This is a genomic window from Saccharothrix sp. BKS2 (assembly GCF_047689505.1).
GTDB classification, from domain to species: Bacteria; Actinomycetota; Actinomycetes; order Mycobacteriales; family Pseudonocardiaceae; genus Actinosynnema; species Actinosynnema lopnurensis.
Genome location: NZ_JAUQOL010000009.1, coordinates 63,889 through 79,728 on the forward strand (window position 1 = coordinate 63,889; position 15,840 = coordinate 79,728).

Annotated in this window: 10 protein-coding genes; 4 read left to right on the forward strand and 6 right to left on the reverse strand. The window is 71.3% G+C overall.

Annotation, left to right across the window (positions count from 1 at the left end):
* Positions 1–15 precede the first annotated feature (15 nt).
* The 6 genes from Q5530_RS20225 to Q5530_RS20250 form a co-directional block, all read right to left on the reverse strand.
* Entirely contained in the window at positions 16–669 is a 654-nt protein-coding gene (locus Q5530_RS20225) for an L-ribulose-5-phosphate 4-epimerase (protein ID WP_380635403.1), read from the reverse strand.
* The gene (gene araB, locus Q5530_RS20230; RefSeq protein ID WP_415364246.1) at positions 670–2,328 is read right to left on the reverse strand and encodes a ribulokinase; all 1,659 of its coding nucleotides are present in this window, start codon (positions 2,326–2,328) and stop codon (positions 670–672) included.
* A 201-nt stretch (positions 2,329–2,529) separates the two neighbouring features.
* Positions 2,530–3,564, reverse strand: coding sequence for a LacI family DNA-binding transcriptional regulator (locus Q5530_RS20235; RefSeq protein WP_380635407.1), 1,035 nt, complete (start codon positions 3,562–3,564; stop codon positions 2,530–2,532).
* Between the two features lie 99 nt (positions 3,565–3,663).
* Positions 3,664–5,178 carry a family 43 glycosylhydrolase gene (locus tag Q5530_RS20240; protein WP_415364247.1) on the reverse strand — a complete coding sequence of 505 codons (1,515 nt, stop codon included), beginning with the start codon at positions 5,176–5,178 and terminating at the stop codon, positions 3,664–3,666.
* A gap of 130 nt (positions 5,179–5,308) precedes the next feature.
* Positions 5,309–7,795, reverse strand: a complete 2,487-nt coding sequence (locus tag Q5530_RS20245; protein WP_415364249.1) for an alpha-L-arabinofuranosidase C-terminal domain-containing protein — start codon at positions 7,793–7,795, stop codon at positions 5,309–5,311.
* Between the two features lie 773 nt (positions 7,796–8,568).
* Positions 8,569–10,839: an immunoglobulin-like domain-containing protein gene (locus Q5530_RS20250; protein WP_415364251.1), complete on the reverse strand. Its 2,271-nt coding sequence runs from the start codon at positions 10,837–10,839 to the stop codon at positions 8,569–8,571.
* A gap of 254 nt (positions 10,840–11,093) precedes the next feature.
* Between Q5530_RS20250 and Q5530_RS20255 the strand changes: the two genes are divergently transcribed.
* The 4 genes from Q5530_RS20255 (at position 11,094) to yjfF (ending at position 15,662) form a co-directional block, all read left to right on the forward strand.
* Complete coding sequence (locus tag Q5530_RS20255; RefSeq protein WP_415364252.1) at positions 11,094–12,065, forward strand: ABC transporter substrate-binding protein; 972 nt, start codon at positions 11,094–11,096, stop codon at positions 12,063–12,065.
* 101 nt (positions 12,066–12,166) lie between these two features.
* On the forward strand, positions 12,167–13,693 hold the full coding sequence (locus Q5530_RS20260) for a sugar ABC transporter ATP-binding protein (RefSeq protein WP_415364573.1): 1,527 nt from the start codon (positions 12,167–12,169) through the stop codon (positions 13,691–13,693).
* Positions 13,690–14,655 (forward strand): ABC transporter permease, encoded by a 966-nt coding sequence (locus tag Q5530_RS20265; protein ID WP_415364254.1) that lies wholly within the window; start codon positions 13,690–13,692, stop codon positions 14,653–14,655. The genes Q5530_RS20260 and Q5530_RS20265 overlap by 4 nt, the downstream gene beginning before the upstream one ends.
* Positions 14,652–15,662, forward strand: coding sequence for a galactofuranose ABC transporter, permease protein YjfF (gene yjfF / locus Q5530_RS20270; protein ID WP_415364256.1), 1,011 nt, complete (start codon positions 14,652–14,654; stop codon positions 15,660–15,662). The genes Q5530_RS20265 and yjfF overlap by 4 nt, the downstream gene beginning before the upstream one ends.
* Positions 15,663–15,840 lie beyond the last annotated feature (178 nt).

Genomic DNA, 15,840 nt, shown 5'->3' on the forward strand with positions numbered 1-15,840 from the left:
GCTCCCCTCGTGGGCTCATTGCCCGTAGACGTTCTGGTAGCGGGCGTGCAGGCGGTCGACGTGGTGCTGCTCGATCGGGTCGGGCCTGCCCAGCTGGTGCGCGAAGTGCACGGTGCGCGCCACGTCCTCCAGCATCACCGCGGCCTTGACCGCCGCGCGGGCGTCCTTGCCGACGGTGAACGGGCCGTGGTTGCGCATCAGCACCGCCCCGGAGCGGCTGGTGCGCAGCGTCTCCACGATGCCGCGGCCGATCGAGTCGTCGCCGATGAGCGCGAACGGCCCCACCGGGATCTCGCCGCCGAACTCGTCGGCGATCATGGTGAGCACGCACGGGATCGGCTCGCCCCTCGCCGCCCACGCGGTGGCGTAGGGCGAGTGGGTGTGCACCACGCCGCCCACCTCGGGCATGTGCCGGTACACGTAGGCGTGCGCGGCGGTGTCCGAGGACGGCGCCAGGTCGCCCTCGACGAGGGTGCCGTGCAGGTCGGTGACGACCATCGCCTCGGGCCCCAGCTCGTCGTAGGACACCCCCGACGGCTTGATCACCATCAGGTCCCGGTCGGGCACGCGGGCCGAGACGTTGCCCGCCGTCCAGATCACCAGCTCGTAGCGGACCAGCTCCCGGTGCAGGTCGGAGACCGTGCGGCGCAGGTCGTCCAGGACCGACATCTAGTCCTCCCCCTTGGCGGCGCGGCGCAGGGCCTTGAGCCGGTGCATGACCTCGTTGGCGCCGCGCCCGAAGTGGTCGTGCAGCTCCTGGTACTCGACGAACAGCCGCTCGTAGGCCGCGACGTGCTCCGGGACCGGCCGGTAGACGCCGCGCCGGACCGAGCCCATGGCCCCGGCCGCCGCGCGGATGTCCGCGTACGCGCCCGCCGCGACCGCGGCGTGCATCGCCGAGCCGAGCGCCGGGCCCTGCTCGGAGCCGATCACCGACAGCGGCAGGTCCAGCACGTCGGCGTAGATCTGCATCAGCAGCCGGTTCTTCACCAGGCCGCCCGCGATGACCAGCTCCGTCACCGGGATGCCCGCGTCGGTGTAGGAGTCCACGATCACCCGCGTGCCGTAGGCGGTGGCCTCCAGCAGCGCGCGGTAGGTGTCCTCGGCGCGGGTGGCCAGGGTCTGGCCCAGCACCAGGCCGGACAGCTCGTGGTCGACCAGCACCGACCGGTTGCCGCTGTGCCAGTCCAGCGCGACCAGGCCGTGCTCGCCGATGCGCTGCCGCCCGGCCAGCTCGGTCAGCAGCTCGTGCACGGAGATGCCGCGCTCGCGCGCCTGCTCGTGGTACTGCGGGGGCACGTTGTGGTCGACGAACCAGGCGAAGATGTCGCCGACGCCGCTCTGGCCCGACTCGTAGCCCCACAGGCCGGGCACGATGCCGCCCTCGACCACGCCGCACATGCCGGGCACCTCGCGCAGCACGTCGGCGTTCATCACGTGGCAGGTGCTCGTGCCCATGATCGCGACCATCTGGCCGGGCTCGACGGCCCGCGCGGCCGGCGCGGTGACGTGCGCGTCGACGTTGCCCACGGCCACCGCGATGCCCTCGGGCAGGCCGGTCCAGGCCGCGGCCGCCGCGGTGAGCGACCCGGCCCGGTCACCGAGCCGGCCCAGCGGGTGGTCGAGCTTGTCGGCGACGAAACCGGCGAAGTCGGGGTTGAGCGCTTTGAGGAAGTCGGTGGACGGGTAGCCGTCCTGGTGGATGCCCTTGTAGCCGGCCGTGCACGCGTTGCGCGCGTAGGTGCCGCACAGCTGCCAGACGATCCAGTCGGCGGCCTCGACCCAGTGGGCCATCGCCGCGTAGACCTCGGGGGCCTCCTCCAGCAGCTGGAGGCCCTTGGCGAACTCCCACTCCGAGGAGATCAGGCCGCCGTAGCGGGGCAGCCAGGTCTCCCCGCGCTGCTCGGCCAGCTGGTTGATCCGGTCGGCCTGGCCCTGGGCGGCGTGGTGCTTCCACAGCTTGACGTAGGCGTGCGGCTCGCCCGCGAACTCCGGCAGCTCGTTGAGCGGCGTGCCGTCCTCGGTCGTGGGGACCATCGTGCACGCGGTGAAGTCCGTGCCGATGCCGATCACGTCGGCCGGGTCGACGCCCGCGTCCGCGATGGCCGCCGGGACGGCGGTGCGGAGCACGTCGACGTAGTCCCGGGGCACCTGGAGGGCCCAGTCCGGGGGCAGCGGGCGGCCGTCGGGCAGCGCCCGGTCCAGCACGCCGTGCCCGTAGTCGTGCACCGCCGTGCCCAACTCGGCGCCGTCCCGCACCCGCACCACGACCGCGCGGCCGGACAACGTGCCGAAGTCGACACCCACCACCAACGGTTCACTCGCCATGTGAGGGAGTGTTATCGCTAACATTCACCGCGTCAAGACCCGCCCGCAACGTGCCCTTAACAGCCAGGTGAACGTGCACAACGAAGACGTGCCGCGGGCTGCGGCCACCAGGTCAGCCTAGGCGGCCGAACACCGTTCGAGGAACACGAAAAAGTTGCGCGCCCGGCTCGCCCCGGGCGCGCTCCTCACGGGCGGGTTTTTTCAGGCGGGCGGCGCGACGCTGTCCCTCGTCACCAGGGCCGGCGCGATGGTGCGCTGCGAGGCGCCCACCTCGCCGTCGCCGACCTGGGCCAGCAGCAGGCCCAGCGTCTCCCGGGCGACCGCGTCGAAGTCGGGGCGGATGGTGGTCAGGGGCGGGATGAAGTAGGCCGCCTCGGGCACGTCGTCGAAGCCGACCACGCTGACGTCGCGCGGGATGTTGCGGCCGCGTTCGCTCATCGCCCGCAGGATGCCCAGGGCCAGGTGGTCGTTGGCCGCGAAGATCGCGGTGACCTCCGGCATCCGGGCCAGCATCTGCCCGGCCCGGTAACCCGAGGCGGCGCTCCAGTCCGCGGGCACCAGCGGCGGCACCTCCAGGTCCGCCGCCTCCAGCGCCGACCGCCAGCCGCGCACGCGGCCCGCGCTGTCGAACCAGTCCGGCGGGCCCGAGACGTGCCACACCGTGCGGTGGCCCGCGTCGAGCAGGTGGCGGGTGGCCGCGAAGGCGCCCGCCGCCTGGTCGACGGTGACCAGCGGCGTGGACCGCTCCGGGTCGCCGTCGACGGTGACCAGCGGGATGCCCGCGGAGACGGCGCCGACCGCGTCGTTGGCCGACGCGGTCGGCGCGATCACCACTATGCCCGCCACCCGCTGGTCGCGGTGCCGCTCCACGGCCGCCGAGATGGACGCGCGGTCCAGCACGTTCACCCGGCCCACGCTGACCGCGAACCCGGCCTCGGCCGCGGCCTGCTCGAACGCCCCGAGCAGCGAGGCCGGCCCGTACAGGGTGGAGTTCTGCGCCACCACCCCGATGAGCTGGGAGCGGCCGGTGACCAGCGCGCGGGCCGCCTTGTTGGGCCGGTAGCCCAGCTCGGCGATCGCCGCCCGCACCCGCAGCCGCGTCTGCTCCCGGACGTTGGGATGTCCGTTCAGCACCCGCGACACCGTTTGGTGCGAGACCCCGGCGAGCCGGGCGACATCCGTCATCGCGGGATCGCGCGAGGTCTTCTGCTCCACTACCGCCCCATCTCTGCTCATGGCCGTGCACCTTTGATGTTAGCGATAACACGTGTTCTTCGCCGAAAAGGCGCCTGGTTCATTGTCCACCAGGGACCGTCCCCCGCCGGGCGGATGTGATCAGCCGAGCCGGAAAGTCGCCCGCTCGCGCGCCCTCCGGTCGTGGCCGGGCCTGGCGACCACCAACCGCCCGGACCCGTCGTGCGCCACGTAGGCCGACCGGTCCGCCGCCAGGCGCAGCGACACCCCGTCCCGGTCGGCCAGCCCCGCCACCCTCGTGAACGAGGCGGCGCGCCGGTAGGCGTCCGTGCCCTCGTTCGGGTCCAGCCGCAGCGAGGCGCCGTCGAACCGGACGTAGCGGGTGGGGTGGTTGACGGACTGGATCGACGTCGTGCCGGAGCCCAGGAAACCCGGCTCGAACCGGAACTGGGAGTCGGCCGGCTCGCGCACGTTGCCCTCCACCCGGAGGCGGTAGGCGAAGTGGCGCACGTGCAGCCCCGGGGAGTCCAGTGGGGACAGGCGCACGATCGGGCCGCCCTTGCCCACGGGGACGCCGAAGCTCGGCGTGCCGTCGTCGTTCCAGTGCAGCCGCTGCACGCGGGTGTGCCGGTTGGGGTCGAACAGCGGGTCGCCGGTGATGTCGCGGTAGTCCCGGGCGTGGTAGACCAGCACGTCCTGGTCGCCGACGGTGGTGAACGAGTTGTGCCCCGGCCCGTACTGGCGGGTGGCGTCGTTCGTGGTGAAGACCGGCGTGGGCGTCTTGGTCCACGACCGCGCGTCGAGCAGGTCGGCGTTCTCGTCGGCGGTGAGCAGGCCCATGCAGTAGCGGGCGTCCGTGGCACTGGCCGAGTAGGTGACGAACACGCGGCCGTTGCGGACCAGCACCGCCGCGCCCTCGTTCACCCGGAAGCCCTGGACCTCCCAGTCCAGCGTGGGCACGGCGATGCGCACGGGCGCGGTCTTCAGCGCCAGCGGCGAGGCCATCTCCGCGATGTAGAGGTTGCTGTTGGTGTTGATGCCCGGTTCGCTCTGCGCCCACAGGAAGTAGCGCCGGCCGCGGTGCTCGAACGTGGTGGCGTCGAGGGTGAAGGTGTCCCAGGCGGTGACCATCCGGCCGCGCAGCACCCAGCCGCCCGCGCGGGGGTCGGCGTCGGCCGACTCCAGGACGTAGGTGCGGATGCGGAAGGGCTGGTCGGAATCGCCCGCGGCGAAGTAGATGTACCACTTGCCGTCGATTCGGTGCAGCTCCGGCGCCCAGATGTAGCCGCCCATGGCGCCGGACGCCGGGCGTCGCCAGACCGTGGTCTCCTCGGCGCCGGCCAAGCCGTCCAGGGTCGGCGCGCCGCGCACCACGACGCGGTCGTACTCCGGCACGGAACCGGTCAGGTAGTACGTGCCGTCCGTCGGGCGGGTGATGAACGGGTCGGCGCGCTGCTCGACCAGGGGGTTGCGGGTGGTCAACGCGGGTCCGTTCGGGTCGCCGCCGGACCGCGCCCGCGGCTCGGCGGAGGCGGCGGTCACCGACGCGGGCAGGGCGCCCGCCACGGCCAGCGCGCCGCCGACGCGGAACAGCGATCTGCGGTCGAGGGACCTGCGGTCGGACGAGCTGCGGTCGGACGAGCTGCGGTCGGGCATCAGGGGAACTCCAATCGGGGGCGGCTCCGCCGGTCACTTGATCGAGTGATCATGGAGAACCCGGAGCCCTTTTCGAACACTTGTTCGATACCGTGGCACCATGACGAATTCACCGCGTGTCCAGGGGTTTTCATCGCCGCTTGTCCTTGACGCGCAAGAAGGTCACGGAGTGCGGCGGGAAGGTGTGCGTGAACGATCCGGAGACCCGCACCTGCGCCTTGCGCGTCCTGATGGGTTGGGTGTGCTCGGTGTTCACGTCGTCCGGCAGGCCCTCCAGCACGGTGGCTTCGGCAAAGGGCAGGACCCTGGTGTTCCGGCCGAGGTCGACCCTGGTCCTGGCGGCGTCGGCCTGGGCGTTGACCACCTTGACGATCAGGTCGCCGGTCCTCTCGTCCCGGGTCACCACCTGGCGGAAGGGCTCGGGGGCCTGGCTCGCCTCGTCGGTGAACTCGGCCCAGAGCCGCCCGTCGATGAAGAGCTTCACGGTGCGGTCGCGCACCTCGACGCGCAGGTCGTAGGTGCGGCCGGTCTCGATGGTGGTGTTGTCGGAGTGGAAGACGCGGGACTGGTTGCCGCCGTCCACCGCGGACCGGGTGTTGTTCCAGCCGCCGAGGTTCCAGAAGTACGGGTTGCCGGCGCCGTTGACGGCGAAGGGGATCAGGAAGCCCTCGCTGCCGGACAGCTTGGTGGCCTTGACGCTGAAGGTGAAGTCGGTCCAGCTCGGGTCGCCTGCGGTGACGAGGGGGTTCGTGGCGGTGGCGTCGGACTGCACGTAGGCGCCGTCCTGGACGCCCCAGCGGCCGTAGCCGTTGCCGGTCCAGTTGCCCGCGTCGCCGGAGAAGTCGTCGGCGAACAGCTCCCGCCCGTCCGCGGAGGTGACCTCCACGTCGTCGTAGGCCACGGAGGTGGCCCAGGAGGAGAGCCCGATGGCGCCGGTGATCGGGGAGGGGCTCCAGGGCGTGCCGGAGGCCGTGCTGGGCACCACGTGGTCGCCCACGTTGGTCATGAAGAGCTTCTGCACCTCGTAGGAGGCCGAGCCCCAGGAGGCGTGGTTGTTGAACCAGATCATGTCCGGCCGCCACTGCACGTAGTCCTCGTTGGACAGCAGCGGCGCGTAGGAGGCCAGCTCGACCACGTCGGCGTTGCGCTCCAGGCCGGTCATGAAGGCGGCCTCGGCCAGGGCGTTGTAGAAGCGGTTGTCCTGGGAGGCGTACTCGCCCAGGAAGACCTTGGGCCCGGTGCGGTCGTAGCCGTCGTACCGGTCGTTGTTCTCCAGGAACCAGTTCGGGCTGTTGTAGTAGTGCTCGTCGACCATATCGACCCCGGCCTCGCGGTTGAGCTGCCAGAGCCGGTCGAAGTTGGCGCCGGTGTCGTCGGGCCCGGAATTGCCGATGATCGTGATGTCCGGGTACCTCGCCTCGATCGCGGCGCGGAACCGGGTGAAGCGCTCGAAGAACTCGTCGGCCAGGTTCTCCTCGTTGCCGACCCCGAGGTGGGTGAGGTTGAACGGCCTCGGGTGCCCCATCTCCGCGCGCTTGCGGCCCCAGGTCGAGTCGACCGGGCCGTTGGCGAACTCGATCAGGTCGAGCGTGTCCTGGATGTGGCGCTGGAGCAGCACCGGGTCGTCGGTGGCGCGGTTCTGGCCGCAGCCGGTCACCAGGGCGGGCACCACGGGCAGCGGCATCGCGCCGATGTCCTCGGAGAACTGGAAGTACTCGTAGTAGCCGAGGCCGTAGGACTGGTTGTAGCCCCAGAAGTTCGCGTTGGTGGCGCGCTGCTCGACCGGACCGATGGTGTCCTTCCACTGGTAGGAGCGCTTGCGCTCCCAGTTGGAGGACTCGTCGTAGCCGTAGTGGCTGCCGGTGTTGACCAGGCAGCCGCCGGGGAAGCGCACGAACCCGGGCTCGAGCGCGGCGATCTTCTCGGCGAGGTCCCTGCGCAGGCCGTTGGACCGGCCCTTGAAGGTGTCCTGCGGGAAGAGGGAGACCTCGTCCAGCCGGAGCGTGCCCGTGCCCCCGCCGGTCAGCAGGAGGCGGCCGGTGGTGGAGGACTCCCGCGCCTTGAAGGTGCCGGTGTACCTGGTCCAGCCGTCCCCGCGCACCCGGAGCCTCAGCTGCGCGGCGAGGTCCTCGCCGGCCGGGTCGGTCAGGCCGACCTCCAGCGGGGTGCCGGTGGCCTGGTCCGTGCGGGCCCAGACGGAGAAGTCGTACCGCTTGCCCTTCTCCACGTTGATGCCGGAGTTGTACCCGGCGTTGATGAGGCCGGCCGGCAGGCCGACCCGGAGGTAGTTGCGGTTGCGCTCGTTCAGGCGACCGTCGTCGTTGACCACGTCGAGGGCGCCGCCGGTGGGCGCCCACCCGGTGAACGGGGTGTAGCCGGCGTTGTCGGCGGTGCTGTACTCGAACGACCGGTTCTGCACCAGCTCGGCGTACAGACCGCCGTCGGCGGCGCGGTTGATGTCCTCGAAGAAGACGCCGTACATGGTGTCCTCGATCGAGGCGCCCTTGCCGCTCGGGTCGATGGTGAGGGTGTAGTCGGTGTCGGCCGCCGCACCCGAGGCGGGCACGGCGACGAGCAGACCGGCGACGAGTGCCGCGGTCATCACTACGCGGGACATGCGTGCTCCAGGGAGATCAGGGAAAAGCAACGCGTACTTCTCGGTCGGGCCCGCCTCCGGGCACGGACCGGGTGGGGCCGTACCGGGTCGAGCGTGGACAGGGTCAGCGGCGGCGGAGTCTGGGGCGGCGGAGTCTGGGGCGGCGGAGTCTGGGGCGGCAAGATCTGCGGTAGCGGGGATTTGCCGGCCGTCGAGGCACGGCGGCCCGGAGAAGCCGGCAACCCCGGACCTCCGACCACCCACCAGGCCGGTCGTCCCGATGCCGGCGCCTCGACTGCACCGACACCGACACCAGGGTCGGCCCAGCCCCGGCACCAGCCCGGCCCCACTCCGGCACCAGCGTCAGTTCCGGCTCCGGCTCCGGCCGGCTCCGACTCCGGTACGGCCGACCCGGTCTCAGCCCGAGCCCGAGCCGGCCCTAGTCCGAATCGAGCTTCGAGGTCACATGCGGCCGGGCTCCGGGGACAGGAGTCGGGTGTGCCACGCGGGTGGCGGGGGTGCCGCCTCCCGCGAAGCACCGGCCGTACTCCGCAGGGCGCGGCAGCGTCCTGCGGAGTACACCCGGGCCCCGCGAGGCACGCTCGGTGCCGCCGCGCAACGCCTACCGCGCCACGCAGGGGACCGCCAGTACCCCTGCGGAACGCCGGTCGGGTCCCGTGGCTCACCGCTCGTGCCCCCGGGAGCTGGGGGTGCGGCCGGTCGCGTCGTGGATGTCGGTGCGACCGGCCGCGGATCGGGGTGGAGGTGGTGGTGTCGGGGGGCGGGTCGTCGGGTCAGGGGTGGGCGGCGCGGACCCGGTCGAGTTCGGCCTTGGTCACCGGCAGCACGGTGCCGTGCCGCGGCCGGCTGGGCAGCTCGTAGCCGGTAGCGGGCCGCCACTGCCCTGAGGCGAGGTCGGTGGTCTCGAAGGGGACGTAGCCGCGACCGCCGAACTCGTCGATGAACAGGTACCACCTGTCCTCGGTGTTGGACTTGAACACCGTCGGGCCCTCGCCCTGGTTGATCGAGCCCTTGCCGATGCAGTCGGCGACGAAGTCGTAGGAGGTGTCGCGCAGCCGGGTCGACTTCTCGGCCAGGATGAACTTGCTGCACGGGGTGGTGGAGGTGTTGTTCCGCTCGTCCTTGGTGAAGCGGTAGAACTCCGCGCCGTGCCGGATCACGGTCGAGTCGATGACCGAGTAACCCGGGTCGACCCAGACCTCCGGCTCGGTGAAGGTGCGGAAGTCCCGCGTGGTCGCGTAGAGCATCTTGTTGTAGGTGTTGCCGGTGTGCTGCGGGTCGTCCACGGCGTAGAGCTTGGAGGCCCAGAAGACGACGTACGCGCCGATGGACTCGTCGTAGTACGCCTCGGGCGCCCAGGTGTTGCCCGCCGTCTCCGGTGATACCCGCACGTGGCGCTGCTCCGACCAGTTGACCAGGTCGGTGGACTCCCACACCTCGATGTGGCGGCTGCCCCTGCGCTGCACCAGGTCCCAGTTGCCGTTGCCGTGCATCTTCAGGTCGGTGGCGATGAGGAAGAACCTGTCGCCCTCCGGCGACCGGATGATGAACGGGTCGCGCACGCCCCCGTCCCCCAGAGAGGAGGTGAGCACCGGCTTGCCGCCGTTGAGCTCGTCCCACTTGAGCGCGTCGTTGCCGCGGCTGGCGGCGAGGTGCACCTGCTCGCCGGTGGCGGTGCCCTCGCCGGTGAAGTAGCCGAACAGGTAGCCCTCGTAGGGCTGCTGCCGCGGCAGCGGCGTCACCGTGACGGAGAAGAGGCGGACGGCCTTCCGCTTGCCGCTCTCGACCACCGCCAGGAGGAGCACCCGCTCCGGGCGCTCGCCGTGGGCGGGGCGGGTGACCTCGCCGGTCTCGGTGATCACCTTCTTCTTCGTCGTCTTCCACGTCACGCGCGTGCCGTGGAGGCCGGTGGTGGGCAGGGTGATGTTGCCCCGGATGTCCTGCGGGTTCCACACCGCCAGGGCGGCGGCTGCCTCGTCGACCTTCCGGCGGTCGGTCAACTCGGGGAGCACGGTGACCGGGAACCGGCGGGTCTGGTCGGCGACGCTCGCGGTCAGGGCGAGCGTGACCGGGCGCTTGCCGGCCGCGGGGCGGGTGACGACGCCTTGATCGGTCACGTGCCGCGGGTCGCTCGACCGCCAGCCGATGGCCGAGCCGTACGGGCCGGTGGTGGGGAGGGTCAGGTTCGCGGTGACGGCGGCCAGGTCGCCGAGGTCGAGGGCGGCCAGGTCGCGGCGGGCCTTCTCCTCGACCGGGACGAAGCCGAGGTCGTGGGCTTCGGCGGCGGTGAGGGCCCGGTCGTACAGGCGGAAGTCGCGGACGGCGCCCTTGAGGTGGCGGTCGCCGCGGTAGACCGAGCGGCCGAGGTGGTTGGCCGTGGTGCTGCCGTTGCCGATCATCGCGGGGGTGGTGGTGACGCCGGTGTTGCGGGCGACCTCCACGCCGTCCTCGTAGAGCACGGCGGTGCCGTCGGCGAGGGTGTAGGTCAGCGTCTTCCACACGCCCCGGGCGAGGTCGCGGCCCGCGGTGGTGGTCTGCTCGGTGGACCAGTTGCCGGTGGCGATGGAGGTCCGGTAGGCGTTGCCGGTGGTGAAGAGGTAGCCGTTGCCGGAGCTGCCCGAGGAGTTGCCCAGGCCCCAGATGAAGTAGGGGGTGGCCTGGTCCGGTGCGAGGCGGACCTGGACCGAGACGCTGACCTCGGTCAGGCCGCGCAGGAGGTGGTCGGGCAGCTTCACGTGGCCGTCGGTGCCGCCGAGCTGGAGGCCGTCCGGGCCGGCGGGGGTGGCGTCGCCGAGGACGGTGGCGTCGCGGCCGGCGCCCGAGGCGTCCCGGGCGACGGTTCCCGCCGTCTCGGTGAGCGGGTAGTGCGCGGCCAGGCCGTCGGTGGGACCGTCGGCGGTGGCGGCGGGACCATTGGCGGCGCCGGCGGGGCCGTTGGCGGCGGTCGGGTCGGCGCCGGCGGGGGTGCCGCTCGTCATCGCGGCGACGAGGGTCGCGATGAGGACCGTCGCGATGGTGCGTGGACGGTGGCGAAGGGAGAACATGGGGCGTCGCTCTCGTCGTCGAGCGCGGGGTTCACCGCGCGGCGTGAACAGGACGGCCGGGGGTCGACGTGCGCTGAGTCACAAAAGTGAGCGCTAACATATGTCCGTCTCTCCAAACATGTCAAGCGCATGAAGTTGACGCTTCGTGGGGGTTGACGTGACGATTGTGAGCGTTCACTCTTGTGGCCCAGGTGACCACCGTCACGCGGTTCGCCGACCCCGCCAGTGTCTCGGTTTCACACGGAGGAAGACCAGTGCTCAAGAAGATCGCGACCGCCGCCAGCGCGGTCCTGTTGGCCGCGCTGACCGCGTGCGGCTCCGGAGGGTCCGGGAACGCGGGGTCGTCGGGCGCCGACGACGGCAAGATCACCATGGGCTTCGCCCAGGTGGGTGCCGAGAGCGGGTGGCGCACCGCGAACACGAAGTCGGTGCAGGACGAGGCCGCCGCGGCGGGCGTCGAGCTGAAGTTCTCCGACGCGCAGCAGCGGCAGGAGAACCAGATCAAGGCGATCCGGTCGTTCATCCAGCAGAAGGTGGACGTGATCGCCTTCAGCCCGGTGGTGGAGACCGGCTGGGACACCGTGCTGCTGGAGGCCCAGCGGGCCGACATCCCGGTGATCCTGACCGACCGCGCGATCGACTCGGAGGACACCTCGCTCTACAAGACCTTCCTGGGCTCCGACTTCGTCGAGGAGGGCAGGAAGGCCGCCGAGTGGCTGAAGGAGAACGCCGGCGACGCGACCAACGTCGTCGAGCTCCAGGGCACCACGGGCGCGGCCCCCGCGATCGACCGCAAGGAGGGCTTCGAGAAGGCCATCGAGGGCACGAACCTCAAGGTCGTGGCCTCGCAGACCGGTGACTTCACGCGGTCGGGCGGCAAGCAGGTCATGGAGGCGTTCCTGAAGTCCGTGCCGGACATCGACGTGGTGTACGCGCACAACGACGACATGGGCCTGGGCGCGATCGAGGCGATCAAGGCGGCGGGCAAGGTGCCCGGCAAGGACATCAAGATCATCACCGTGGACGCGGTGAAGGACGGCATGACCGCGCTGGCCGCCGGGGAGATCAACTTCATCGTCGAGTGCAACCCGCTGCTGGGCAAGCAGCTGATGGAGCTGGCGAAGAAGGTCGTGGCGGGCGAGGAGGTCCCGTCGCGGGTGGTGACCGAGGAGACCACCTTCACCTCCGAACAGGCCAAGGCCGCGCTCCCCGAGCGCAAGTACTGACTTTCCAGACCGCGGTCCCCCGCCACCCTCCGGGTGTGGTGGCGGGGGACCGCACCCAGCCGTGCGAGGGGAGTTGTCCGGTGACCGAGCCGGTCGTCGACATGCGGGGCATCTCGGTTGAGTTCCCCGGCGTGAGAGCCCTGGAGGAGGTGGATTTCCGGCTGTTCCCGGGTGAGGTCCACGCCCTGATGGGCGAGAACGGGGCGGGCAAGTCCACGCTCATCAAGGCGTTGACCGGGGTTCACCGCCTCGCGGCGGGCGAGGTCCGGTACGCGGGCGAGGTGGTCTCGTTCGGCGGGCCCGCGCAGGCCCAGGCGGCCGGGATCAGCACGGTGTACCAGGAGGTCAACCTCTGCTCGAACCTGACCGTCGCGGAGAACATCCTGCTCGGCCGCGAGCCGCGGAAGTTCGGCCGGATCGACGGTCGAGCCATGCGCGGGCGCTCCGCCGAGCTGCTGGCGCGCATCGGGCTGGACGTCGACCCCGCGTCGGTGCTGGGCAGCCACCCGATCGCGGTGCAGCAGCTGGTGGCCATCGCGCGGGCGGTGGCGGTGGACGCGCGGGTGCTGGTGCTGGACGAGCCGACCTCCAGCCTGGACGCCGACGAGGTCGCGGAGCTGTTCCGGATCATCCGGGTGCTGCGCGACGAGGGCGTGGCGGTGCTGTTCGTGACGCACTTCCTGGAGCAGGTCTACGAGATCTCCGACCGGATGACCGTGCTGCGCAACGGCCGCCTGGTGGGCGAGCACCTGACCGCGTCGCTGAGCCGCATCGACCTGGTGTCGGCCATGCTGGGCCGCGAGGTCGGCCTGCTGGAGGAGATCGAGCGCCGCTCGGGCACGCCCGGTGAGCCGCTGCTGGTGGCCGAGGACCTCGGGCGCAAGGGCTCGGTGGAGCCGTTCGACCTGACCATCCGGGCGGGCGAGGTGGTGGGCCTGGCCGGGCTGCTGGGTTCGGGCCGCACCGAGGTGGCGCGGCTGCTCTACGGCGCGGACAGGGCCGACTCGGGCCGCGTGCTGGTGGACGGCGAGCCGCTGAACCTGCGCGGACCCCGGTCGGCCATCGCGGCGGGCATCGCGTTCTCCTCGGAGGACCGCAAGGCCGAGGGCGTCGTGGCGGACCTGAGCGTGCGCGACAACCTGATCCTGGCCCTCCAGGCGGCCCGCGGCTGGGCCCGGCCGGTGCCGCGCAAGGTCGCCGACGAGCTGGTGGCGAAGTACATCGAGGCGCTGGACATCCGGCCGGCCGACCCGGAGAAGGTGGTCGGCGACCTGTCCGGCGGCAACCAGCAGAAGGTGCTGCTGGCGCGGTGGCTGGTGACCGAGCCCCGGCTGCTGATCCTGGACGAGCCGACGCGCGGCATCGACGTGGGCGCGAAGGCGCAGATCCAGAAGCTGGTGGCGGACCTGGCCACCGAGGGGATGGCGGTCGTGTTCATCTCCGCCGAGCTGGAGGAGGTGGTCCGCATCTCCGACCGGGTGGTGGTGATGCGCGACCGGAAGATGGTGGCCGAACTGGGCGGCGACGCCGGCGTGGACGACGTGATGGAGCTGATCGCCGGTCACGTCGACGAGCCCGCCGAGGCCCGGGTCGTCGTGGCGCCGATCGACAAGGCGGTGGCCTCGTGAGGAACCGACTGCTCTGGCCGGCCCTGGCGCTGGCCGCCCTGCTGCTGCTGAACGTGGTGTTCACGCCGACGTTCTTCGCGCTGCGGATCCAGGACGGCGCGCTGTTCGGCAGCCTGGTGGACATCCTGCGCAACGGCGCGCCGACGCTGCTGATCGCGCTGGGCATGACGCTGGTCATCGCCACCCGCGGCATCGACCTGTCGGTGGGCGCGGTGGCGGCCATCGCGGGCGCGGTGACGTGCACGCACATCGCCTCCGGCGGCAACCCGTGGGTCGCCATGGGCCTGGCGCTGGCGCTGTGCGCGGTGCTGGGGCTGTGGAACGGCTTCCTGGTCTCGGTGCTGGGCATCCAGCCGATCATCGCCACCCTGGTGCTGATGACGGCCGGGCGCGGGGTGGCGATGCTGATCACCGAGGGCCAGATCATCACCGTGGACTCCCCCGTCTACCGGCAGGTGGGCGCGGGCTTCCTGGTGCTGCCGATCGCGATCCTGATCAGCCTCGCGGTGCTGGGCCTGGTCGCGCTGGCGACCCGGCGCACGGCCCTGGGGATGCTGATCGAGTCGGTCGGCGTGAACCCGGAGGCGTCGCGGCTGGCGGGCGTGCGGTCGCGCACGATCATCTGGACGGTGTACGTGTTCGCGGCGCTGTGCGCGGGCGTCGCCGGGCTGATGATCAGCTCCAACGTGAGCGCGGCGGACGCCAACAACGCCGGGCTGTGGATCGAGATGGACGCGATCCTGGCGGTGGTCATCGGCGGCACCTCGCTGGCGGGCGGCCGGTACTCGCTGACCGGCACGCTGCTGGGCGCGCTGATCATCCAGACGCTGACCACGACGGTCTACACGGCCGGCATCGCGCCGGAGATCACGCTGGTGTTCAAGGCGGTCGTGGTGATCGCGGTGTGCCTGGTGCAGGCACCGGTCAGGATCCGGGTGAGGCGAGGGGTGGCGCTGCGATGACGGCGACGACGGCCGGGGAGAAGACGACCCCGAGGGCGCCCGCGCCCGGCGGCCTGCGGCGGGTGCCCTCGCGGTTCCTGCCGGTGATCGCGACGTTCGTGGTGTTCGTGGCGACGTTCGGCGTCGGCTCGGTGCGCTACGAGGGGTTCGCGTCCGGGCAGGTGGTGGCGAACCTGTTCATCGACAACGCGTTCCTGATCGTGCTCGCGGTCGGCATGACCTTCGTGATCCTGACCGGCGGCATCGACCTGTCGGTGGGCTCGGTGGTGGCGCTGTCGACGATGATCGCGGCGGCGGCCCTGCGCGCCGGGTGGCCGCCGCTGCTGGTGGTGCTCGCGGTGCTCGCGGCGGGCTCCGGCCTCGGCCTGGCGATGGGCTGGGTGATCCACCGGTTCGGCGTGCAGCCGTTCATCGTGACCCTGGCGGGCATGTTCCTGGCCCGCGGCCTGTGCTTCGTGATCAGCGTGGAGTCGGTGTCGATCAAGGACCCGGCGTTCCGCTCGCTGGCCACCGGCACGATCGAGCTGCCCGGTGGCGTGACCATCACCTACGGCGTGGTGATCGCGCTGGTGGCGGTGCTGGCCGCGGTGTACGTGCTGCACCTGACCCGGTTCGGGCGCACGGTGTACGCGGTGGGCGGCAGCGAGTCCTCGGCGCGGCTGATGGGCCTGGCCACCACGCGCGTCAAGATCGGCGTGTACGTGATCAGCGGCTTCTGCTCGGCGCTGGCCGGCCTGCTGTTCAGCCTCTACATGCTGTCCGGCTACAGCCTGCACGCGGTGGGCATGGAGCTGGACGCCATCGCCGCCGTGGTGGTGGGCGGCAGCCTGCTGTCGGGCGGGGTCGGCTTCGTGGTCGGCTCGGTGGTGGGCGTGCTGGTGCTGGGCACGATCCAGACGCTGATCTCGTTCGAGGGCACGCTGTCCTCCTGGTGGACCAAGATCGTGATCGGGGCCCTGCTGCTGGCGTTCATCGCGCTCCAGCGGGTCATCGTGCGGCGGAGCTAGCCGCCCGACCCGGAACTCCCCCGAAGGCCGTCCGCTTCCCGCGGGCGGCCTTCGGCGTGCGTCTGATGTGTTGACTTTCACACATCCGGTCTGTAACTCTTCGAGCGCACTGCGCAAAAAATCGACAAGCGGACGGAACTTATCGACAACTCGGAAGTTCCCCCTGCTTGCGGCTCCC